Source organism: Paracoccus sp. NIOT.M2S5SZ12, from assembly GCF_057748165.1.
The window spans coordinates 1-20,581 of record NZ_JBYLFR010000029.1; the positions used below are offsets into that span (position 1 = coordinate 1).

Annotated in this window: 21 protein-coding genes and 5 pseudogenes; 17 read left to right on the forward strand and 9 right to left on the reverse strand. The window is 62.5% G+C overall.

What is annotated here, in order from left to right; translation table 11 throughout:
* Nucleotides 1–160 (forward strand): annotated as a pseudogene (locus AC2SGK_RS17060) (IS3 family transposase); the annotation flags it as partial.
* A gap of 42 nt (nucleotides 161–202) precedes the next feature.
* On the opposite strand, the pseudogene AC2SGK_RS17065 reads toward AC2SGK_RS17060, so the two are convergent.
* A pseudogene (locus AC2SGK_RS17065) lies at nucleotides 203–606 on the reverse strand (transposase family protein); the annotation flags it as partial.
* Between the two features lie 54 nt (nucleotides 607–660).
* Here AC2SGK_RS17065 and AC2SGK_RS17070 point away from each other — a divergent pair.
* Nucleotides 661–1,278 (forward strand): annotated as a pseudogene (locus tag AC2SGK_RS17070) (integrase core domain-containing protein); the annotation flags it as partial.
* A 691-nt stretch (nucleotides 1,279–1,969) separates the two neighbouring features.
* On the opposite strand, the gene AC2SGK_RS17075 reads toward AC2SGK_RS17070, so the two are convergent.
* From AC2SGK_RS17075 to AC2SGK_RS17090, 4 genes are all read right to left on the reverse strand, one after another.
* Nucleotides 1,970–2,899 carry a cation diffusion facilitator family transporter gene (locus tag AC2SGK_RS17075; protein ID WP_090735052.1) on the reverse strand — a complete coding sequence of 310 codons (930 nt, stop codon included), beginning with the start codon at nucleotides 2,897–2,899 and terminating at the stop codon, nucleotides 1,970–1,972.
* Nucleotides 2,889–3,659, reverse strand: coding sequence for a transglutaminase-like domain-containing protein (locus tag AC2SGK_RS17080; protein ID WP_488324642.1), 771 nt, complete (start codon nucleotides 3,657–3,659; stop codon nucleotides 2,889–2,891). The genes AC2SGK_RS17075 and AC2SGK_RS17080 overlap by 11 nt, the downstream gene beginning before the upstream one ends.
* A gap of 88 nt (nucleotides 3,660–3,747) precedes the next feature.
* Nucleotides 3,748–4,350, reverse strand: a complete 603-nt coding sequence (locus AC2SGK_RS17085) for a cation efflux transmembrane domain-containing protein (RefSeq protein WP_090735048.1) — start codon at nucleotides 4,348–4,350, stop codon at nucleotides 3,748–3,750.
* Nucleotides 4,351–4,432: 82 nt separating this feature from the next.
* Nucleotides 4,433–4,861, reverse strand: coding sequence for a MerR family transcriptional regulator (locus AC2SGK_RS17090; protein WP_007426244.1), 429 nt, complete (start codon nucleotides 4,859–4,861; stop codon nucleotides 4,433–4,435).
* 209 nt (nucleotides 4,862–5,070) lie between these two features.
* Here AC2SGK_RS17090 and AC2SGK_RS17095 point away from each other — a divergent pair, with 209 nt between their 5' ends.
* Genes AC2SGK_RS17095 through lnt form a run of 10 tightly spaced genes read left to right on the forward strand, consistent with a single transcriptional unit; the run spans nucleotide 5,071 to nucleotide 12,514 of the window.
* Nucleotides 5,071–5,637 carry an SCO family protein gene (locus AC2SGK_RS17095; protein ID WP_488324643.1) on the forward strand — a complete coding sequence of 189 codons (567 nt, stop codon included), beginning with the start codon at nucleotides 5,071–5,073 and terminating at the stop codon, nucleotides 5,635–5,637.
* Between the two features lie 5 nt (nucleotides 5,638–5,642).
* Nucleotides 5,643–6,065, forward strand: a complete 423-nt coding sequence (locus AC2SGK_RS17100) for a disulfide bond formation protein B (protein ID WP_119001078.1) — start codon at nucleotides 5,643–5,645, stop codon at nucleotides 6,063–6,065.
* The gene (locus tag AC2SGK_RS17105) at nucleotides 6,062–6,721 is read left to right on the forward strand and encodes a DsbA family protein (protein ID WP_488324644.1); all 660 of its coding nucleotides are present in this window, start codon (nucleotides 6,062–6,064) and stop codon (nucleotides 6,719–6,721) included. Before AC2SGK_RS17100 ends, AC2SGK_RS17105 begins: the two co-directional genes overlap by 4 nt.
* Before the next feature lie 23 nt (nucleotides 6,722–6,744).
* Nucleotides 6,745–7,212, forward strand: a complete 468-nt coding sequence (locus tag AC2SGK_RS17110) for a copper chaperone PCu(A)C (protein ID WP_119001076.1) — start codon at nucleotides 6,745–6,747, stop codon at nucleotides 7,210–7,212.
* Nucleotides 7,212–7,838, forward strand: a complete 627-nt coding sequence (locus tag AC2SGK_RS17115; protein WP_119001075.1) for an SCO family protein — start codon at nucleotides 7,212–7,214, stop codon at nucleotides 7,836–7,838. The genes AC2SGK_RS17110 and AC2SGK_RS17115 overlap by 1 nt, the downstream gene beginning before the upstream one ends.
* A complete protein-coding gene (locus tag AC2SGK_RS17120; protein ID WP_119001074.1) occupies nucleotides 7,835–9,208 on the forward strand; it encodes a M23 family metallopeptidase in 1,374 nt (457 codons plus the stop codon). The genes AC2SGK_RS17115 and AC2SGK_RS17120 overlap by 4 nt, the downstream gene beginning before the upstream one ends.
* A 3-nt stretch (nucleotides 9,209–9,211) precedes the next feature.
* Complete coding sequence (locus tag AC2SGK_RS17125; protein WP_119001073.1) at nucleotides 9,212–9,667, forward strand: DUF411 domain-containing protein; 456 nt, start codon at nucleotides 9,212–9,214, stop codon at nucleotides 9,665–9,667.
* 12 nt (nucleotides 9,668–9,679) lie between these two features.
* Complete coding sequence (locus AC2SGK_RS17130; RefSeq protein ID WP_488324645.1) at nucleotides 9,680–10,462, forward strand: ZIP family metal transporter; 783 nt, start codon at nucleotides 9,680–9,682, stop codon at nucleotides 10,460–10,462.
* A 19-nt stretch (nucleotides 10,463–10,481) separates the two neighbouring features.
* A complete protein-coding gene (gene lspA / locus AC2SGK_RS17135) occupies nucleotides 10,482–10,940 on the forward strand; it encodes a signal peptidase II (protein WP_488324650.1) in 459 nt (152 codons plus the stop codon).
* Nucleotides 10,907–12,514, forward strand: coding sequence for an apolipoprotein N-acyltransferase (gene lnt, locus AC2SGK_RS17140; protein WP_119001072.1), 1,608 nt, complete (start codon nucleotides 10,907–10,909; stop codon nucleotides 12,512–12,514). The genes lspA and lnt overlap by 34 nt, the downstream gene beginning before the upstream one ends.
* Here lnt and AC2SGK_RS17145 read toward each other — a convergent pair.
* Together AC2SGK_RS17145 and AC2SGK_RS17150 are read right to left on the reverse strand one after the other, a co-directional pair.
* A complete protein-coding gene (locus AC2SGK_RS17145; RefSeq protein ID WP_040611036.1) occupies nucleotides 12,495–13,007 on the reverse strand; it encodes a L,D-transpeptidase family protein in 513 nt (170 codons plus the stop codon). The two genes, lnt and AC2SGK_RS17145, sit on opposite strands and share 20 nt — an antisense overlap.
* A gap of 62 nt (nucleotides 13,008–13,069) precedes the next feature.
* The gene (locus AC2SGK_RS17150) at nucleotides 13,070–15,424 is read right to left on the reverse strand and encodes a heavy metal translocating P-type ATPase (RefSeq protein ID WP_488324646.1); all 2,355 of its coding nucleotides are present in this window, start codon (nucleotides 15,422–15,424) and stop codon (nucleotides 13,070–13,072) included.
* A 211-nt stretch (nucleotides 15,425–15,635) separates the two neighbouring features.
* On the opposite strand from AC2SGK_RS17150, the gene AC2SGK_RS17155 reads away from it, so the two are divergent.
* Nucleotides 15,636–15,890, forward strand: a complete 255-nt coding sequence (locus AC2SGK_RS17155; RefSeq protein ID WP_244614705.1) for a hypothetical protein — start codon at nucleotides 15,636–15,638, stop codon at nucleotides 15,888–15,890.
* Nucleotides 15,891–15,926: 36 nt separating this feature from the next.
* On the opposite strand, the gene AC2SGK_RS17160 is transcribed toward AC2SGK_RS17155, so the two are convergent.
* Nucleotides 15,927–16,607: a L,D-transpeptidase gene (locus AC2SGK_RS17160; RefSeq protein WP_090735029.1), complete on the reverse strand. Its 681-nt coding sequence runs from the start codon at nucleotides 16,605–16,607 to the stop codon at nucleotides 15,927–15,929.
* Between the two features lie 157 nt (nucleotides 16,608–16,764).
* Nucleotides 16,765–17,397: a BclA C-terminal domain-containing protein gene (locus tag AC2SGK_RS17165; protein ID WP_488324647.1), complete on the reverse strand. Its 633-nt coding sequence runs from the start codon at nucleotides 17,395–17,397 to the stop codon at nucleotides 16,765–16,767.
* 66 nt (nucleotides 17,398–17,463) lie between these two features.
* Between AC2SGK_RS17165 and AC2SGK_RS17170 the strand changes: the two are divergent.
* From AC2SGK_RS17170 to AC2SGK_RS17185, 4 genes and pseudogenes are all read left to right on the forward strand, one after another.
* A pseudogene (locus AC2SGK_RS17170) lies at nucleotides 17,464–18,291 on the forward strand (phage tail protein); the annotation flags it as partial.
* Nucleotides 18,287–18,460, forward strand: a pseudogene (locus AC2SGK_RS17175) (recombinase family protein); the annotation flags it as partial. The pseudogenes AC2SGK_RS17170 and AC2SGK_RS17175, both read left to right, overlap by 5 nt.
* Before the next feature lie 26 nt (nucleotides 18,461–18,486).
* Nucleotides 18,487–18,843 (forward strand): hypothetical protein, encoded by a 357-nt coding sequence (locus AC2SGK_RS17180; RefSeq protein WP_488324648.1) that lies wholly within the window; start codon nucleotides 18,487–18,489, stop codon nucleotides 18,841–18,843.
* 94 nt (nucleotides 18,844–18,937) lie between these two features.
* A complete protein-coding gene (locus tag AC2SGK_RS17185; protein ID WP_488324649.1) occupies nucleotides 18,938–20,434 on the forward strand; it encodes a DNA methyltransferase in 1,497 nt (498 codons plus the stop codon).
* The last annotated feature ends 147 nt before the right edge of the window (nucleotides 20,435–20,581 follow it).

A 20,581-nucleotide genomic window follows, 5' to 3' on the forward strand; every position in this document is an offset into this window, starting at 1 on the left:
ACGCGGCCCCTGGCGCAGCTTCGAGGCCGTCGAATATGCCACGCTGGAATGAGTCGACTGGTTCAACAACCGCCGTCTCCTCGAGCCGATCGGGAACATCCCGCCCGCTGAAGCCGAGGCCAACTTCTACGCAGCTCTGGAAACTGAACCCATAGCCGCGAAACTAAAGACAATCAGCCTCCGGCAAACCCGGCGCGGTTCAAACGAACAGGAAGAGCTTTCCTTCAGCAGTCTGCACTTCGGCAATGTCTATGTGGAAGAAGCCGATCGGGTAGCGTTTGAACTTCGACCGCCTCGGTTTGTCGCCCTCGACGTCAGGCAAGCGTGAGATACCATGCCGCTGTAGACAGCGGTGCAGCGCCGAGCGTGTCAGGTGCGGGATGGACGGCTGAAGGGCCTAGAGGCAGTCATCAAGCGGCAGCAGCGTGTGGCGCCGAAACGCGACGATGGCCGCCTCCTCAGCCTCCGTGAGGACCGTCGAACGTGGCTCCTTTGGGCCGGTCTTGAGATCATTGACCGTCTGCCGTTTACGCCACTTCGCAACCGTCTTTGGGTTGATCCCCAACGCCGGCTCAGCGTCGCGAGCGAAGCTTGCGATCGCTGTATTGCTGCTCTGACGGCGTGCGTGGTCGTGGCGCTTCCGTGACGAACCTGTCTGACCTGCGCCGCAGGCGTGGCCGCAAGAGGGCACGAGGTAGCCGGACGCCAATGCCTGCGCCGTTGAGGCCAAACCAGCGGTGGTCGTTGGACTTCCTGTCCGACACGTTCGGGGCCTGCCGCAAGTTCCGCATCCTGGCTGTGAACGACGATTGCTGCCGCGAGAACCTGGCGCTGATCGCCGACACGAGCATCTCTGGGGCTCGGGTGGCGCGGGAACTGGATGCGCTGGTCAGGATTTACGGCAAACCCGCTTGCATCGTCAGCGACAATGGGACCGAGTTCACCAGCAAGGCGATCCTGAAATGGGCCAACGAGAACGGTGTCGAGCGGCACTACATCGACCCGGGCAAGCCGCAGCAGAATGGCTGCATCAAGAGCTTCAACGGCAGCCTGCGCGACGAATGCCTCAATGAGGAGATATTCGACAGCCTGGCCGATGCCCGCCGAAAGTTGGCGATCTGGCGATACGACTACAACAACGTCAGGCCGCATTCCTCGCTGGCTAACAAAACACCGGCAGAAGCGCGCCGGACGCTTGAGCAATCTGAGGGCTCCGCGCCCGGCGCGCTTGCCCAACCTGAAACCGATCACTATCAACCCAAAGGACTCTCGTCATGAACGAGGGACGACCGGGGGGCAGGTCATGGGTGATCGGATCGTCGCCGCAGCGAATGTCGGCTTTCCGCCCTTCGCGTCGGATCATACGCCTGCGATGCTGCACAACCGTCAATTGACGCTTGCGCATCCTGAGGCTCATGATGCGCCGCAACACAGAGATGCCGCTTTCTGCGCTCGACTTAACCGAAGGTCCGGCGCTCGTATAACGCGTCACGAGTAGTCGGTCGATCGCGAGATGTACCGGTGCAGGCTGCATTCACTGCGTTGTTGCAGGCAGCTTCGCCCCCCTTGAGAAGCATGCAGGCCGCATTTGTTCGATTACAGTTCCATTAGCCCTTGAAGGCCCTCGTATCCAACAACTGAGACGCTATAAAAACACCTCACCTTTTCAAACCACTATAGGCTGATTACCGATTTCACACAGTCATCAGCCGTGGAGAATTTCGGCCGCTGGAGAGCAAGATGAAGCGGATCTGCGTTGGGGCCGGTGCATACCTGCAACCACATAACCTTTGAATAAAACAACAAAATTCGGCCTGAGCCGAACTGAGAGAAAGGTTTGTTCGAGGAATTTGGCGGAGGGGATGGGCCTGATATCCAACCTTCTCCACAAAGCTGACACTGCCCGCCCTGCGCTTAAATGTATGAAGGTGCGAGATAATATCGTTCTTCCGTCAATTCGTGCTCCTGATCATTCATGGCCATTACTACCGTGACCGTAGAGGTTGGCGTTGGTGTGGGCGTTCCTTTCATTCTCGAATTCGAGGCTGGAATGAGCGATGCCGAAGCGCTCGCTCAGTCGTGCTTTGATCTCGCCCTTGATGGCCTCAATTCTTGTCCATCCATCTTCGGCGACGACCACGTGGCAGTCGAGCGCCGCCTCGTGTTCCTGCATCTGCCATAGATGCACGTGGTGGACATCCGTAACGCCGTCCACGTCCCGCATCGCGGCAATCACGGCCGAGTTGTCGATATCCGGCGGGCTGCCCAGCATCAGTGTCCGGATCGGGCCGCCGATCTCGGTCAGTGCGAGATACAGTATATACAGCGCGATACCGATGGTGATTGCGGGATCGACCCAGCGCAGGTCGTAGAGAATGATCAGCGTGCCGCCGACGATCACGGCGACCGAGGCGAGCGCATCCGAGAGGTTGTGCAGGAAGAGCGCGCGGATGTTCACGCTGCCCTTCTGCATGGACCAGGTGAGCGCCGCAGTCAGAGCGTCGACCACGAGCGCCACGCCGCCGAGGATCACGACGGTCCAACCCTGAACCTCGGGCGGATCGATCATGCGCATACCGCCCTCGTAGATCAGGTAAACGCCGACGAGGATGAGTGTCGTGTAGTTGATCAGTGCAGCGACAATCTCGATCCGGCCGTATCCGAAGGTCATGCGTTCGTCGGCGGGCCGCCGCGCGATCTTGCGCGCCGCGAAAGCGATCACCAGCGACGCCATGTCCGAGAAGTTGTGCAGCGCATCCGCGATCAGCGCGAGACTGCCCGAAACGACGCCGCCCGCGATCTGTGCGACGGTCAGAAGGGCGTTCGCCCAGATCGCGATGGACACGCGCCGGTCACCGGATGCGGGATCGATGTGGGCATGGCCGTGATCATGCGGCACGGTGCGTCTCCTCATGAAGATGGTTCGGGCGAGCGAGGCCGGGGATTTGCGGCACCTTGCCCCGCCTAATTGCGCGCACGCGTCTGTTCATCCAGTGGCGGATGACGTGGCGATAGAGCCGGTCGCGCAAGGCGCCGAAGTCCTGGCGATGCCCCCGGTAGAACTCGTCTGGTATAGCGTATGTTGCGAGATCGCGGGCGATGCCGGTCTTCTGGATATATGTGTCGTCGCCGGTCCACTCGACCGGTGGGCCGCTCAAGCAGTCGGTGCTGGCCCCGTAGCCGCAAAGGCTTTCCATCTCGATGAACGCCCGTTGCAGCGATTTCAGAAAGGGCGTGTCCAGGATGAACCCTTCGAGATTGATCCATCCATTCTCGGTCTCGACCTCTACCCAGGAGTGGAGGATTTCCGCGGGGGCCAGCGGATAAACCCACTCGGGCACGACACCGCGCTGGAGCGCCTTGTGGATGGTGAAGCCATGCAGGCGACACCGAATGCCAAGGCAACGTAGCAACGCCATGAGCAGCGTGCCCTTGGTGTTGCACTGGCCGTAGCCGTCCGACAGCACTTCTGAGGTCGGGATGTCGTCGGCACGATTGTAGCCGAAAGCGATCTCGTTTCGGACGAAATCATAGGCGGCACCGATCCGGTCATGCTCGCCAAAAGCCTGCCAGCCGCGGCCCGCGACCAGATCCGCAATAGGAGCGGCTTCGAAATCCAGCAGCCGCGTGGCTGTCAGCAAGGGGTCAATGGCGGGCAAGATGCATCTCCTCGAGTCTGGCGAGGATCTACATAAATGCTCCAGCGACTGTAGCTTCAAGTCCTTTTTCTCAGAAGGCGATCAATCGCTACCGGTCGTCGGCATGAACGGCTTTGTGGTGTTCGCCGTGTGCATCGCGCAGGATGTCGATACCGCCCCACGCCGCGATCCCGGCCACGACCACACCCACGACCAGGTCCGGCCAGTTCGTTCCCAGCCAGGCGACGAGACCGCCAGCCACGACGATCCCGAGGTTCGCGGCGAAGTCGTTCCAGCTGAAGGTGTTCGCCGCGCGGATGTTGACGTCCGGTTCGCGGAGTCGGGCGAGCAACCAGACGCAGACCGCGTTGATCGCCGCGGCGATCAGGGCCATGGCGATCATGATCGTCCCGAGCGGATCTGACCCGCCGATGTAGCGGCGCCATGCATCGTAGAGGATGCCTGCAGCGAACAGGATCAGCAGCCCACCGGAGATGTTCGCCGCTCCGCGTTTCCATTTGCCGGACCGGGACAGCGCAAACAGGCTGATAGCGTAGACGAAGCTGTCGGAAAGGTTGTCGAGGCCGTTGGCGATCAAGGCGCTGGAATCGCCGAACGCACCGGTTGCAAAAAAAGCCACGGCCAGACCGATATTGAGCGCCAGAACGATCCAGAGCGTGCGTCTCTCTTTTGAATCTTGTTCTGCGGCCATTTCTCGTTTTCGGCTCGTGGTTTACGATCGAAGAACTCCTGCGGCTGGTCTAAGTTCCTGCCGCGACATTGGCATGGTCCAATCAGGCCCCAATCTCGTCGTGCTCGGTCAGACATTCAGAATGGTCCCGCAATACCTCCAGCACCCGGCAATCCGCTGTCCGCCCGCCGCTGCACTCGTGGACCATGCGTTTCAGTTCCGTGCGCAGCGCCTTCAGGCGGGCCATGCGCTGCTCCACCCGTTTGAGCTGGCGACGCGCGATGGCATCAGCTTCATCACAGGGCCGATTGGGATGGTCGCTGAGGTCGAGCAGCTCGCGGATCGCATCGAGCGAGAAGCCTAGTTGCCGCGAGTGGCGGATGAAGGACAGGCGATCGAGTTGTGAACCGTCGTAGCGCCTCTGTCCGCCCTCGGTCCGGCCAGGTTCGGGCATGAGCCCGATCTGCTCGTAGTACCGGATGGTCTGCACCTTCGTGCCGGTCTTCTTTGACAGAGTGCCGATCGTGAGCATTCTCACCTCCAGAAAAAGTATACAGTCCTTGTAGGTTTTGCGGTGTGAGCGGGCAAGTGCGGGATTCACAGGCGCGTGATGTCGCATCAAGGCGCCATCTTCATGCTTGAACCTTCAGTGGCTAGAGGATGTAGACGCGCAGACACACAAGGATCAATGGCAGGCGAACAGGATTGTCTCTTACATCGGCACAGAAGTTTCTTTGGGTTTTGGCAGGCGTGGCAGCGCTTGCCTTCGTATGGCTTTTACTCTGGTCCGACTATCGTGCCGACAGCGCCCGAACTGACGCCGAGCCGCCTTTCTTCGCTGAGTTCGAACTGACGGACCACCAGGGTATGGTTCGAACCGAGAAGGACTTTGCGGAGCGCTGGATGCTTGTTTTTTTCGGCTTTACCAACTGCCCCGACGTCTGCCCGACGACCCTATCTGAGGTCGCGGCGGTGATGGACGGTCTGGGCGACGATGCCGCCAAGGTCCAGCCGATTTTCATCACCATCGACCCCGAACGGGACACGCCCGCCGCACTCGCCGAATACGTCCCGCTGTTCGATGCGGGCATCATCGGTCTGACCGGCACGCCGGAACAGATCGCCGCCACCTCCGAGACGTTTCCGATCTTCTTTGAACGCGTCGAAGAGGCTGCGGCGCCGGATGGTTACACGATGGGCCACACGTCGCATTTGTTCCTCTTCGATCCCGACGCGGGCTTCGCCGACTCGTGGCCCTACGGCACCTCCGCCGAAGAGATCTTCGCCGATCTGGAAGAGAGGATCTGACCGAAATGAACCGCATATCCGGAGAAATAGCCCTCGGGCTGGCGTGGATCATCGCGCTCGTCGCCTCGCTTGCCGTGCTTTTCATCGGCGAGGTGCTGGGGCAGACGCCCTGTGTGCTGTGCTGGTTCCAGCGCGCCTTCATGTTCCCCTTGGCCATCGTCCTCGGGTTCGGCCTTTGGTGGCGGGACGGCCGCGTGGGGCGCTACGGCATCGCATTGGCGCTTGGCGGCGGCGCAATCGCCCTCTGGCACATAGGGCTGTACGTCGGTCTTGTTCCCGAACGCATCCAGCCCTGCACGGCCACCGGCCCCTCTTGCACCGATGACAACCAACTGGTCTTCGGCGTCCCGATCCCGCTGATGGCGCTCGCCGCCTTCGCGCTGATCGGGGCGCTGTCGGCCCTTTCATTGAAGGACACACGAACATGAACCGACGCGGCCTGATCCTGTCCGTTCTCGCCCTCGGCGTCGCCGGTTTCGGCGGAGCCACCTGGTTTGCAACCCGCCCCGGCCCGGTGGCCGAAGCGGAGCCTGTTGCGCCGGAACTCGCGGACGCGATGATCCGCCCCTACTCGCCCATCCTCGGGCCTGCGGAAGCGCCCGTCACGATCGTCGAATTCTTCGATCCGGCCTGCGAGGCCTGTCGCGCCTTTCATCCCATCGTGAAGGACATCATGGCCGAGCATGAGGATGCTGTCCGCGTCGTGATCCGCTACACGCCCTTCCACGGCGCGGCATCCGAGGAAGCCATCCGCGTGCTCGAGGCGGCGCACATGCAGGACGTTTACGTGCCGGTGCTCGAGGCCGTTCTGCGGGAACAGCCGAGATGGGCGTCACACGGTGCCCCGGCGCCTGGCCTGATCCTTCAGATCGCCACCACGGCCGGACTCGATGCCGAGGCCGCGCGCACGCAAATGCTGGCACCCGATGTCGTGGCGATCCTGAATCAGGATCGTGCCGATGTAGAGACCGTGGGAGTTCGCCAGACGCCCACATTCTTCGTGAACGGCAAGCCGCTCGATCCATTCGGGGAGGCAGAACTGCGGCGATTGGTGGCTGCCGAAGTCGCTGCCGCGCAAAGCTGAATGGAAAGGGCAGGATCAAAACGATGAAAAAGTATATTTTGACCAGCACACTGGCGGCGCTTTTGACCCTTGGAGGGCTCTCAGTGCCCGCGCTGGCCGCACCCGAGGATGTTGTCGTCGAGAACGCGTGGTCCCGCGCCTCCATCGGGGTGAACCGTCCCGGGGCCGCTTACATGACGATCCGCAACACTGGCGACGAGCCGGTGACGCTGATCGGCCTTACAACACCGCTCGCGATGATGCCCGAAATTCACGAGACGAAGACCAATGCCGAGGGTGTGAGTTCCATGAGCCCGGCGGGGGAAATCGCGATCGCCCCGGGCGAGAGCGTCGCGCTCGAACCGGGGGGCCTGCACGCAATGCTAATGCGGCTGCAAGAACCGATGACAGAAGGGGAAACCTTTCCGCTGACCCTGCTTTTCGACGACGGAGGCGAAGTGACGGTCGAGGTGACGATCCTCGGCATCGCCGCGCGGGGGCCGGAGGACTGATGCGGCGACGGGCGATCCTGGGGTACGGCGCGGCTGGTGTCGGGGTGGTCGCCCTGATGCTCTTTGCCGGTTGGTGGCAGGTCGATGGCCCCGGTGGACCTGAGCCTATCGGGCAGCGGCCTGTGGCTCTGACCGCGATGGATTTCCGTCTGACGGATCATGAGGGCAACGCGGTCGGGCCGGAAACCCTGATCCGGCGACCGACGATGGCGTTCTTCGGCTTCACCTACTGTCCCGATGTCTGCCCGACCACGCTCTCGGACATTTCGGGATGGCTCGACGATCTGGGAGACGAGGCCGACGAGATGAACGTGGTTTTCATCACGGTCGATCCCGAGCGCGACACTGTCGAAACGATGGCCGAATATGTCGGCTACTTCCATCCGGCGATTCGCGGCTGGACGGGGCCGGAGGAGCAGATAGCGCGCGTCGCGGACGGCTTCCACGCCACCTACGAAAGGGTGCCGACGGAGAGCGGCGATTACACGATGAACCACAGCGCGAGCGTCTTCCTGTTCGCAGCCTCTGGGCGGTTCGTCACCATGATCGACTATCACGAACCCAGAGAATTCGCGGTGCCGAAAATTCGCCGCGCGCTGGAAGAAGAAATGGAGGGGGCGACATGAGGCTCAGAACTTTGGCGGCTTGTGTCGCAATTGCGGGGACAGTTCCCGGGGCAGCTATCGCGATCTCCGATCTTTTGTCGAAAGAACCCGTGCCGCCGGAACTTGCCCAGGCAGGTAGCTGGATGCCCCAAGGTCCTGAAGCCCCCCAGAACGTTGACATCCCCGTGATGCTGCCCGCGGCGGCATGGGCAGACGATGCATCCGACCTCAGCCCGCTGCCCCTTCTGCAGGTCGCGTTTGCCGACAGGCCGGTAAGGGCGATCGAGCCACCGCTGTCGACGTGGTCGCGCGACATTTTACCAGGCGAGACGCTCGATTTCTTGCTGTCCGAAGCTGGACTTGCGGCTTCTGACAGAGCCGAAGTTGCCCTCGCGCTTGGCGCGGAATACGATCTGCGACGGCTGCGGCCGGGGCACTCGGTCACTGTCGCTTCGACCATGGACGGCAGCCCCCGCACCGTCTCACTTGCCGTCGAGGACGGGGTTCGGATCGAGGTGATTTTCGGCGAGCAGTTGTCCACACAGGTCGTGACTCCGGATCCGGAAATCGTAACCCTTGCCGGCAAAGCCGTGATCGACAGCTCGATCTTCGCGGCACTCGACGAAGCCGGCATACCCGCCCGTTTTTCCGTGGACCTTGCGCAGATGCTGGGTGGGACCGTGGATTTCCGCCGCGAGATGGCCGGCGGCGAAGCACTAAGGCTTCTCTGGCGTGAGGCGCGGGTTGGCGAGGACAGGATCGGACAGCCCGAACTCGCCTTCGCCGCACTGGAGATCGGCGGTTCGCTTTACGAGATCGTATGGCCGGACGACGGCAGCGGTCAGGCGACGATCTACGTCGATGGCGAGGTGCTGCGCGTCTTCGCACAGCCGGTCGAGGGTGCGCGCCTGAGCTCGGTGTTCGGACGCCGCACGCATCCGGTCTTTGGCAACGTCCGGATGCACACCGGCGTCGATTTCGCAGCGGCACGTGGGACACCGGTTCAAGCGACGGCACCGGGGCGGGTCAATTTCATCGGCTGGCGCGGCGGATATGGTCGCGTGGTCGAAATCTTGCACGGCTCCGACACCATGACGCGCTACGCGCATCTGAGCGCCGTGCCGGAAGACTTGGCACAAGGCCAACGCGTTGCGGCGGGAGACGTGATCGGCCGCGTCGGCGCGACTGGCACGGCGACAGGTCCGAACCTGCACTATGAGGTGCTCGTGGATGGGCGCCCGACTGACCCCCTCTCTGACGACCGGCTCGCCGAAGCAGCCGAGCGCGAAGCGGATGATACCGCCGCGCTCTCGCGTCTGGCCGAGGCGCGGGCGCTTCTGAATGAAAACCTCGGCAGCGAGATTGCCGAAACGATAACCGAAAGGCTCTGATCCATGAAACGCATGACCCAAGCTCTGGCCATCACGCTCGCCCTTTTCCCGGCGGCACAGGCCCTCGCAGAGGCAACGGCGATCGACGTCCGCAAGACGAACGGATGCGGCTGCTGCCTCTCGTGGATGAACCATCTCGAAGAAAACGGTTTTGCGCCGACGGGCCAGGACATGTTCGGTGGATCGCTGGTTCGCTTCAAGTTCGACAACGGCGTGCCGCAGCGCATGGTCTCCTGCCACACCGCGGTCATTGATGGCTACGTGATCGAGGGCCATGTCCCGGCCGCTGACATCCGCCGCCTTCTCGAGGAGCGCCCGGACACCGTAGGCCTCGCCGTTCCGGGGATGCCCTATGGCTCGCCCGGTATGGGGCCTGAAGATGACCGCGAAGCCTATGATGTCTTCCTCATCCGCGAGGACGGGTCGACGGAAGTCTTTTCAAGCTACGCCGAAGGATAATCTGGCCCGCCCATGGAAAATCTGTCCCCGATAATGCTCGGCTTTCTCGGAAGTCTCGCCGCCGGTTCGCTCACGGCAGTCGGAGCAGCTCCCGTGCTGTTCGGGCGCATCCCGTCCCGGGCCACGCGCGATCTGTCGCTCGGCTTCGCTGCCGGTGTCATGCTGTCAGCCTCGTTCTTTTCGCTGATCATCCCGGCATTAGATGCCGCAGAGCCGATGTTCGAGAACGGCGCGATGCCTGCGGCCATCGTATGCGTCTCGATCCTTCTGGGCATGGGGGCTGTCGCCCTGATGAACGAAAAGCTGCCGCACGAGCATTTCAAGACGGGACGCGAAGGGCCCGAAGCGGCGTCATTGCGGCGGGTCTGGCTGTTCATCATCGCGATCACGATCCACAACTTTCCCGAGGGTCTCGCGGTCGGGGTCGGGTTCGGTTCCGGTGGCATGGAAGGTGGCCTCCCACTCGCCATCGGCATCGGCTTGCAGAACGCGCCCGAAGGATTGGCCGTCGCGGTGTCGCTGCTGGGCGAGGGATCTCCGAAGCTGCGCGCCTGGGGCATTGCGGCGCTGACTGGCATGGTCGAGCCGATTGGCGGTCTGCTCGGGGCCGGCATCATCACACTGTCGGAACCGCTGCTTCCATGGGGACTGGCCTTTGCCGCGGGCGCAATGCTCTACGTCATCAGCCACGAGATTATCCCCGAAACCCATCGCAGCGGCTATCAGAACAGGGCGACGCTCGGCCTGGCTGTCGGGCTCGTTCTGATGCTGTTTCTCGATGTCTGGTTGGGGTGAGGCAATGTCACTACCCAAAGTGATCGGCGTCTTTGCCGCGCTTGCTGCGTTCGCAATCGATCAGATCACCAAAGCCATTGTCGTTGCGAATGCCGCCACTTTTAGCGCCGGGATTTCCGTGTTTCCGGGATTCAACCTCGTCTTTTCTCGTAATGACGGCGTGACTTTCGGGATGCTGGGCGGCGCGCCGTGGTGGAGCCTCACCGCTCTCGCTCTTGCCATCTGTATTTGGTTTGCTGTCATGCTGTTTCGCGTCGAAAATGCGGCCGAAACACTTGCCTACGGCGCGATCATTGGCGGAGCGCTGGGCAATGTCATCGATCGTGTGCGCTATCGGGCTGTAACAGACTTTCTCGATTTCTACATTGGCACAACACATTGGCCTGCCTTCAACATGGCCGATGTATTTGTCGTCAGTGGCGTAGGGCTCTTGCTCGCCGCGCCATGGATCAGCGCGCGGCGTCCGATCAAGTCGTGAAGACGGAAATTCTGAACCGCATCGCTCTGCGCCCCTGTTTGCTTTCGCGGATGACGCTTGGTTTCGCCGCCGGGGCGCTGACGGTTCTGACTTTCCCGCCTCTTTCGATTCTCCTGCTTGTTCCCGTTGCCTATTCCGCGTTGTTTGTCGGGCTTCGCGATCTCTCCTTCGGGCGCGCTTTCCTCGTCGGCTGGGCGTTTGGTCTCGGCCAGTTCGGTTTCGGGATTTCGTGGATTGCAGAGAGTTTCTACGTCGAGGCCGAGCGGTTCGGGGCGATGGCGATCCCGGCCGTCGCGGGATTGTCCGCAGGTCTCGCGATTTTCCCGGCCATTGCCGCCGCGCTTTTCGCCGAAATCGCGCGGCGTGGAGCCATGGGCAGTCTCTTGGCCTGCCTCCTGTTCGCGACCTCCTGGACCGTGGCCGAGTGGTTGCGCGGTCACGTTCTGACAGGTTTTCCATGGAACCTCGCCGGCTACGCTTTGGTCGATTACGCCGCTCCTCGCCAACCCGCCGCCTGGGTCGGAAGCTATGGGCTAAGCTTTCTCACCGTGTTCGTCGCGGCACTTCCCGGCGCGGCTGTCATGGCGTCCGGGCGGCAACGATTGACCGTTTCGCTCATGGCGCTGGCGGGCATCGCGACGATGTGGGCTGTCGGCACGCTTCGCCTCCAGTCGGATGCACAACAGCCACCCGGTGTCGACCTGCGCATCGTCCAAGGCAACATTCCACAAGAGGAGAAATGGGCGCCCGAGAACCGCGAGGCGACCTTCGCGCGCTATCTTGAGCTTTCAACCCAGCCCGGCGATTTCGACGTTCTTCTTTGGCCGGAAACCGCCTTTCCGGGTTTCCTCGATGAGGATACGGAGGCACGGGATCGCATTGCCGCTGCGCTACCAGACGGCAGGGTGCTGCTCACCGGTGTGCCGGACCGTGTACCGAGCGAAGATGGCACCCGATATTTCAACACGGTCCAGGCTTTTGGCGCGACCGGCAGAATCCTGACCGGATACGCGAAACATCATCTCGTACCCTTCGGCGAATATGTGCCATTCCGCGGCTGGTCGCCCATCGAGCGGCTCACGGCGGGTCTGGGCGATTTTACGCCCGGACCGGGCCCGCGAACGCTTGCGCTTCCGGGTGTGCCGCTGGTCGCCCTAGCGATCTGCTATGAGATCATCTTCCCAAGCCATGTGGTCGACGACCTGTTCAAGCCAGACTGGATCTTCAACGCAACCAACGACGCCTGGTTTGGCACCAGCATCGGACCTGAGCAGCATCTGGCTTCCGCACGTATGCGCGCCGTAGAGGAAGGCCTTCCTGTCATTCGAGCCGCGAATACGGGCATCTCTGCGGTCATCGACACGAGCGGAGAGATCGTTGCGCGGCTCGATACCGGCGAAACGGGCATCATCGACGCTAGCCTGCCCTCCGCGCGACCGCCGACACTCTACGCGAGCTTCGGGGACTGGATGCTGCTGGCGCTCATCTTGGCTTCGTGGAGCTGGGCAACGGCGACCAATGCGACGGCGCGCTACCGCCGCATGAGAAACACCGTCATGCAAAGATGTGGATAGGTGTTCCGTCCTTCACCATTGCATAGATGTCCTCGATCTGCCGATCTGTGACCGCGATGCAGCCAGCTGTCCAGTCGCGGACGTCCGTTGGGTCGATGCCGGGTCGTGGACCACCATGGATGAAGATGTCGCCCCCGGGGGATCGGCCCTGCGCCTCGGCAAAAGCGATGTCGGCCTCATTCGGATAAGAGATGCCAACCGAAAGATGATAAGTGCTTTCAGGGTTGCGCTTATCGACTATGTAGGTGCCCTCCGGGGTCCGGCCGTCTCCCTCGAATTGCTTGTGACCCTCAGGAGCGAAACCCAGCCCGACCGGATAGGTTTGCAATACGCGATCGGCTCCGTCGAGAACAAGCAAGCGCTGCCCCTTATAAAGCCGAACACGGGTCACCTCGGGTCCGCCATAGCTGCGGAACTTGCTGGCACAGCCGGACAAAAACGCTGCGAACCCGCCCAACAGGACGGCGCGGCGGGGAAATCGGATGGTTTTCACTGCTCATGCCTCTTTGGTGAGGTCGGATATGGATATTACGGTACCTTGCAAATGCTGCGTGATCAATGTGCATGGGCAAGCGCGGCCTTTGTCATCTGTGGACCAACCTGTTCACCGCCGGACGGAGGCGCCTTGGCCTCTTGGCTGTTCAGCAGGCGCAGGGCGTTGGCCACCACCAGCAATGACACTCCTACGTCGGCTGCAATAGCGCCCCACATCGATGCCACTCCAAACGCGGTAGCGACAACGAAAACGCCCTTGGTCGCCAAGGAAATACCGATGTTCTGATGGATAATCGACATTGTCCGGCGCGAATGACCGATCAGCCAAGGCACCTTGCTAAGGTCGTCGGTCATCAGGGCAATATCCGCAGTCTCGATTGCCGCGTCCGAACCAACAGCACCCATCGCGATGGCGTAATGCGCCCGCGCCATGGCGGGGGCGTCGTTCACCCCGTCGCCGATCATGGCCACCATGTCATGCGTTTCGACCAGTTCTTCGATGGCTGTCACTTTGTCTTCGGGCAGAAGCTCGGCGCGGACCTCGTCGATGCCGACCTCGGCTGCAACGGCGCGCGCCGTCCGCTCGTTATCGCCCGTCAGCATGACGATGGTCTTCACGCCTTGCGCGTGGAGCTGTGCCACGATGCCCTTGGCGTCGGGGCGGATACGGTCGCGCAATTCCAGGATGCCGGTCACGCCGGTGTCGTCGCCCACGGCAACAAGGGTGCTGCCAGCCCCTTCGATGCGGTCGCGCAAATCCTTCGGAATGGCGTCACCGAAACCCTTCTCCTCGGCAAACCGGTCCGACCCTAGCCAGATCGACCGGCCGTCAGTGCGTCCTTCAAGTCCCCTACCAGGAACGGTTCGGGTATCTTCTGCGGCGGACACCTTGATGCCGTCGGCTTCTGCCCGCGCGAGAATGGCGCGCGCCAAGGGATGCGAGGAACGTGCCTCGAGCCCCGCGGCGAGGGTCATCAGATCCTGCGCCGATGCTCTACCCAGCGGATGCACCGCCGCCACCTCGGGCTCGCCCATGGTGATCGTGCCGGTCTTGTCCATGGCCAGTGCAGTGGTCTTGCCCGGTGCCTCAACATATGCACCGCCCTTGATCAGCACTCCGGCCCGCGCTGAAGCGGTGAGTGCGGCGACGATGGAGACCGGTGTCGAGATGACCAGAGCACACGGGCAGGCGATCACTAGCAGCACGAGTGCATTGTAGAACCAATAATCCCAGGCCCCACCGAAAATGAGCGGCGGCAGCAGGGCAATTGCAATGGCGAGAGCCATGACGATAGGCGTGTAGATGCGGGCGAACTTCGCCACCCATTGCTCCACCGGCGCGCGGCGGGCATGGGCGTCGCCGACCATGCGGATGATCTTGGCCAAGACCGTGTCCGAGGCGGCCTTCGTGGCGCGCACCGTCAATGTGCCTTCGCCGTTGATCGTGCCGGCATAGACTTCGTCGCCTCGTTCCTTTGGGACCAGCGCACTCTCTCCGGTGATTGGCGCCTGATCGACCGCGCCCGCGCCGTCCGTCACCTCACCATCGAGGGGGATACGGTCGCCACCGCGTACTATGAAGCTTGAGCCTACGGCGACTTGAGCCGCCGGAACGTCGGCCTCGCTTCCGTCTTCGCGGATCACGCGCGCCGTCGGTGGTGCAAGATCCAAGAGCGCCGAGACCGCATTCCTCGCACGCCCGACGCTCCAGCTTTCGAGGTAGAGCGAGAGCGAGAAGAAGAACGCAACCGTCGCCGCCTCGAAGAATTCGCCAAGCCCTATGGCACCGGCCACCGCGACCACCATCAGCAGGTTCATGTCGGGCGACAGCCTCCGTGCGGACGACCATGCCTTGGGTGCCACGAGCCAGACACCGAACAGGATCGCAACCGCGAATAGCCCTGCCTCGACCAGTGGCATCGGCGCTTCGCCGTGCCCTGCGAAGAGGCCGAGTGCCCCCCCCATGCCGGTCTCGATGATGTGCCACAGAAATCCCGCGGCCCAGAAGCCGCCACTGAGCGCCGTAAACAGCCGCTGTCGTGCAAGATGGGCCGCCTGGTCGACCGACGCGTTTTCGGCATCCCAGGGCTTGGCGGTCATGCCGGTGCTTGCGACCAGTTCTGCAATTTCGCCGTCCGATACACTCTTGGCGCTGTCGAGAATAGTCATCCGTCCATTGATCACGTCGAACGCGAGATGCTCGGCCCCGCCGATCTTCGGGCCAACCACCTTGTTCAGGATCGCGACCTCCTCGGCGCAATCGAGGCCGGACACCTGAAAACTGCGCCCGCCCGTCGGCGCGGGCGTCGTCGGCTCGATGTCGCCGCACGTTCCCGCGCTCCCGCAACAGTTGCCGCCGTTTGCCTGGTCGTCTTCGGCATGATCGTGATCGTGGTGATGGGTGTCGGACGGCATGAATGGACCTCTGGATTCGGGTGCATCACCATGACATAGCCCCTACAGTAGCTAGAGCTTCAAGAGCAAAATACGGTGGTATTTCAGTTTGTATTTTTGCTAGAAAGTGCGGTGATCCGTGCGGTTTTAGCACTACCCATGAAAACCGTCGCGAGGAGTGGCATAAGCGGAAGGAACAACAATGCTGAGTATTACTCGGACACGGATGAAGATGGCTGTCGTCGCACTCTTTCTGACCGCAAGCTGCGGCTCGCAGGAGGTCGGCCAGTTGCCTGCCACTGAACCCGAGTCCGGCGTTCCCGAGATCGTTCTCGAATTGGCGGCGGACGGTCAGGATCTCTCAACCGTCCGCCTGCTGCCTGACGACGGGTGTTACTGGTACGAGCATCGCGGTCAGGTCGAGACAACGCTCCTGCCACTTCGGGCAAGAAACGGAGCGGCTATCTGTCGGCAGGCGCAGGCCTGACGAATGCGAACGGCAGCATCCGTCGCTCGGCGCGCATCACCACAGGTCGCCAACCTCTGGTGCCGCAAGGCTGCCTTCCGCCGAATAGAGATACGCCGTCGAGCCGATCTCGACACGTGGATAGAGACTGTTGATGTGCGCCATCACCATCCTGACGCAACCCGAGCTGGCTCGGCTGCCGATACTTTGCGGAAACGGGGTACCGTGAATCCGCAAATATGTGTCGCGATCCCCGACGTAGAGGTACATGGCCCGCGATCCGAGCGCGTTCTCGGGCCCGGGTTCCACACCACCCTCGAACTGCGCATAAATCTCCGGTTCCCGCTCGATCATGTTCTGGGTCGGGGTCCAGTGCGGCCACTCGACCTTGCGCTGTATCGTATAGATACCCGGTTCGTAGAGGTCGCCACGCCCGATCGCCACGCCATAACGCATAGCGGTTCCACCCTCCTCGATATGGTAGAGATATCGCGCGACCGCATCGACATGGATATCTCCCGGTACGAGACCGTCCTTCGCGACGACTCGTTGCGGCAGGAACCGCGGGTGCAGACCCCAAGGATTGGAGGTTTCGGGGACATAATTTGGAGGCGTCACCTGTGCATCCCAGGCAGCCTTCTGCGCCTCGGTGGGCCAGGTATCGGCGAGGAGTGGGCCGGAGACCGACGCTGAAAACAGCGCTGTGGTTGATCGAACGAAGTGTCGTCTTGTCAGCATTTGGCAGCCTTTGTTCTGGGCATTTGCGCAGGCTCGCGAGGCACGAGCAGCGCTTTCGTGTCTCGATATGCAACCTCCACCAACTAGAGCTTCAAGGCATTTCTTTCCGCTAGCGCCGCACAGGTCAAAGGGGCGTGTGCAATCCCGTTGTTGCCGCTCAGCCGATCTTCGCGCCCCAGAACGAGGTGTGGTCAGCCGCGAAGTAGCCGTCCGCGACCCGGAAATACCCCTGCAACTCGACGGTGTCGCCCGCAGTGAGCGGGACCATGGTCTGCAGCCAGATCGCGGTGGCTAGCGAGACATGGGTGGCGGAGATTTCGCCGAGGGAGCCGCGGATTTCCGTCGTGCCGTTCAGCACGAGCCGCCCGCGCATGCGGGCCGTGGCGCTGGCGTTGATCTTGTAAAGCAGCGTCGCGCCGAAGAGGTAGGTGCCATCCGAAGGCACCACGAAATGGTTGTTCGCGGCGTCGAACGCCCCCTGATCGTTATAGTCGGTGTTGTTCAGGCCGATCTTCGTCCAGGTTCCTACGCCGACATAGTTGTCGTAGTTGGTGTACGCCTTGAACCGCGGCAGCCGGGGCTGATCGACGATGCCGTTCGCGTTGTCGACGCTCAGCCCGTCGAAGAAGGTGCTGCCGTCGGCGGAGACGGCGAGCCGGAAACTGTCCGAGCCGAACAGCCCCACCAGCGCCTTGGTCACGAAGCCGGTCTGCAGCGTCAGGCCGAGATCGTCGCCCGCAGCCTCCTTGTTCATGGTGTAGAACAGATCGCCGGTGCCGCCCTCGGCCAAGGTCTTCGCGGTCCAGAGCGCCGCGTTCAGCTTGATCGCGTCGTGCTCGCCGGGATAGCTGTCGCCCTTGTGGACCGCCTCGGCTTCGACGCCGTGGAGACCGAGGGCGTGATCCGTTTCATCATGCGTGGCCGGGCGTCGGTCGCCACGTTCGATCCCGACGATCTTGTGGCCGCCCGCGAGGGCGACGTGCTGGAACTGACGCGGGGCCAGGAGACGGAACTGCCGCAGGCGCTGAAGTGGCAGGTCGCCCGCGCCGACGAGGATTACGACGCGGCCCTCGTCGAGGCGCGGCGCATCACCGTCGACACGACACGGATCGCCTCGGAGAGCTTCCCGATGGCGGTGCCGCCCGAGGAAGCCGAGCGGCGCTGCCGCCGCGCGCTGATGGAGGCGTGGGTGGGGCGCGAGACGGCGGCATTCCGTCTGCCGCCCTCGCGGCTCGCGCTCGATCCGGCGGACCCGATCCGGCTCGCCCATGACGGGCGGCTGGTCGACCTGCGGCTCGTCTCCATCGCCGACGCGGAGGCTCGCGGCATCGAGGCGGTCCGCCAGGATCGCGCGACCTACGACCTGCCGCCCGGCGATCCCCGCGCGGCGTCGCTGACGCGCGCCGTGGTGTTCGGCGCGCCGGACGCGGTGCTGATGGACCTGCCGCAGCTGACCGAGGACCAGCCCGCGCATCGGCCGATGGTCGTCGCGCATGCGGTTCCCTGGCCCGGCGAGATTGCGGTGTTCCGCAGTCCTTCGACCGATGGCTTCGAGCTGCTGACGACGTTCGGCAGTCGCGCCCGGATTGGCCAGCTGGTCTCCGACTTCTACGCGGGCCCCACCTCGCGCTTCGATTTCGGAAATGCGCTTGTGGTCGATCTGCTCACCGGCACGTTGGAAACTCGATCCGCTGTGGGAAGAACTCTTCCCGGCCGAGCAGGCGCGAATCGTCGCGCTGCTTGTCGAGAGGGTCGACATCGGCACGCAGGGATTTGACGTCAGGCTTCGCATCGACGGGCTCGGCACCCTCGCGCGCGAAATGGCGACCAGCGCCTCGGAGCGCGCGGCATGACGAGCGCGACGCGTTCCCCCGATACCGTGACGCTGCACGTCCCCTTCCGCCTTGTGAAGCGCGGCGGGCGCAAGGAGATGCACTTGCCCGCGGACGCGCAGGTCAGACGAAAGATCGACGATACGTTGATCAAGGCGTTGGCTCGCGCGTTCAGGTGGAAGAAGATGCTTGAGTCCGGGGAGTTCGCCACCGTCGGCGAACTGGCCGAGCGCGAAGGGATCGCACCGTCCTATCTCGCACGGCTGCTGCGGCTGGCCCTGCTTGCACCGGACATCGTCGAGGCAGTCCTCGAGGGGCGTCAGGGGGTTGACGTTACGCTCGCCAAACTGCCGGAAACGCTTCCAGCGGCATGGCCAGAACAGCTAGAGATGCTCAAGGGTTAGGCGACTTTGCGGCTGACAAAACAAGCCTCGCGCAATAGGCTATCCCGATCAGCCGCTTATGCCGAAGGTTTCAGCCGTACCCATGTCCAGTTCCTTGCGCGACCTCATCCTTGCAAATGTTCCTCAAGACGGCTCGACCATCGGCAACCAGGCTCTCCTTGGTGTGCTTCGAAATCAACTGTCGGATCTGGATGAGGGCGACTATCTCGCGGCCAAGGAGGCACTGGTTGCTGATGGGTTGATTGTAAAAGGCAAGGGGCGCGGCGGCTCAGTCGCACTTGCAAACCGGAAAGCGCCCTCGGCTGCCGCGGCAGCGACGTCCAAGCCAGCACCCATGCCTAGCGGGAATGGAGCGGCCGCCTATGCGCACGCCGATGAGGCGGTGTTGCGTCCGGATGTGGGGGTCGAGGCGCAGTTCTCGCATCGCAAGCCGCCGAAGACCTATCGCTACGATTCCAGTCTCGCGCCGGAGCTGACGTGGGACGAGAGCGGCGAGCGGCCGTTTGCGGAATGGCTGGTCAACCTGGTGGCCGAGGCCGCGGAGAAGGGAGAGACCACGGTTTTCGCCCAGCCGCAGGTCTGGCAGGGCACGGAGGAGCGGTTCACCTCGCTCTCGCAATGCGCGGCGCGGCTGCGCAGCCTAACGAGGCCGTTCCTGAACTGGGCGGGCAAGGCCGAGCGGCAGCAGATCACCGTGCCGACGCTGCCGCTGTTCGTGCATGAGCGGCATTCGACGCAGGCGATCCTCGAGACGCTGAAATCGCACAAGGCGCGCGGGCAGACGCTGGACCTGTTCGGGGACGTGGACCTCGACATCGCCGACCGAATAGACGCCTACGAACACAAGGGCCCGTGGACCAACCGCCTGATCCTTGGCGACTCGCTGCAGGTGATGAACTCGCTCACTGAGTACGAGGGGATGGGCGGTCAGGTTCAGATGATCTACTTTGATCCGCCTTATGGCGTGAAGTTCGGCTCGAACTTCCAGCCCTTCGTGCGAAAAAACCGGGTGGATCACGGGAAGGACGATGAGATGATCCGCGAGCCCGAGATGGTGAAAGCCTATCGGGACACCTGGGAGCTCGGTCTGCACTCCTATCTGGCCTACCTGCGTGACCGCGTGATGCTGGCGAGGGAACTGCTGACAGAGTCAGGTTCGCTTTTCGTTCAGATTTCTGACGACAACGTGCATCACGTTCGCGAAGTGCTGGACGAGGTGTTTCCGGGCGGCTTTGTTTCCCAGATCAGCTTTCAGACAACGTCGGGTTTCGAGTCGACGACGCTCCCAACGCTCGGTGATTTCCTGCTCTGGTATTCGAAGGACAAGAGTAAGGTCAAATATAACAAGGTATTTCAGCCGCAGCCGGTTGAACTCGGAAAAGGCAATGCGCGCTGGGTGCTGTTCCCTGACGGGACATATCGTGGTGTCACTGCCGCTGAAGCTCGCGGAGAGGAAGAACTGCCGAAGGACGTGCGACTATACAATCCCGATAACATTCAGTCTCAGGGAGCGGCGTCCGAAAAACAGCCATTCGAGCATCTTGGAAAGACCTATCTGCCAGGAGGGCGTTGTTGCAGAAAGGCGGCTTGAGGCGTGACTTCCCCTTTCCCCTTTAGGTTCAGGCGACGCGGGCGACCTCGGCTGCACCGGCGCGCGCCGTCCGCTCGTTATCGCCCGTCAGCATGACGATGGTCTTCACGCCTTGCGCGTGGAGCTGTGCCACGATGCCCTTGGCGT

Excerpts from the sequence above, each read along its gene's own strand:
- AC2SGK_RS17085 (WP_090735048.1), bottom strand. The coding sequence starts at position 4,350 with ATGGCCGCAGAACAAGATTCAAAAGAGAGACGCACGCTCTGGATCGTT.
- AC2SGK_RS17090 (WP_007426244.1), bottom strand. The coding sequence starts at position 4,861 with ATGCTCACGATCGGCACTCTGTCAAAGAAGACCGGCACGAAGGTGCAG.
- AC2SGK_RS17100 (WP_119001078.1), top strand. The coding sequence starts at position 5,643 with ATGAACCGCATATCCGGAGAAATAGCCCTCGGGCTGGCGTGGATCATC.
- AC2SGK_RS17105 (WP_488324644.1), top strand. The coding sequence starts at position 6,062 with ATGAACCGACGCGGCCTGATCCTGTCCGTTCTCGCCCTCGGCGTCGCC.
- AC2SGK_RS17110 (WP_119001076.1), top strand. The coding sequence starts at position 6,745 with ATGAAAAAGTATATTTTGACCAGCACACTGGCGGCGCTTTTGACCCTT.
- AC2SGK_RS17115 (WP_119001075.1), top strand. The coding sequence starts at position 7,212 with ATGCGGCGACGGGCGATCCTGGGGTACGGCGCGGCTGGTGTCGGGGTG.
- AC2SGK_RS17120 (WP_119001074.1), top strand. The coding sequence starts at position 7,835 with ATGAGGCTCAGAACTTTGGCGGCTTGTGTCGCAATTGCGGGGACAGTT.
- AC2SGK_RS17125 (WP_119001073.1), top strand. The coding sequence starts at position 9,212 with ATGAAACGCATGACCCAAGCTCTGGCCATCACGCTCGCCCTTTTCCCG.
- AC2SGK_RS17130 (WP_488324645.1), top strand. The coding sequence starts at position 9,680 with ATGGAAAATCTGTCCCCGATAATGCTCGGCTTTCTCGGAAGTCTCGCC.
- lnt (WP_119001072.1), top strand. The coding sequence starts at position 10,907 with ATGGATCAGCGCGCGGCGTCCGATCAAGTCGTGAAGACGGAAATTCTG.
- AC2SGK_RS17150 (WP_488324646.1), bottom strand. The coding sequence starts at position 15,424 with ATGCCGTCCGACACCCATCACCACGATCACGATCATGCCGAAGACGAC.
- AC2SGK_RS17155 (WP_244614705.1), top strand. The coding sequence starts at position 15,636 with ATGGCTGTCGTCGCACTCTTTCTGACCGCAAGCTGCGGCTCGCAGGAG.
- AC2SGK_RS17160 (WP_090735029.1), bottom strand. The coding sequence starts at position 16,607 with ATGCTGACAAGACGACACTTCGTTCGATCAACCACAGCGCTGTTTTCA.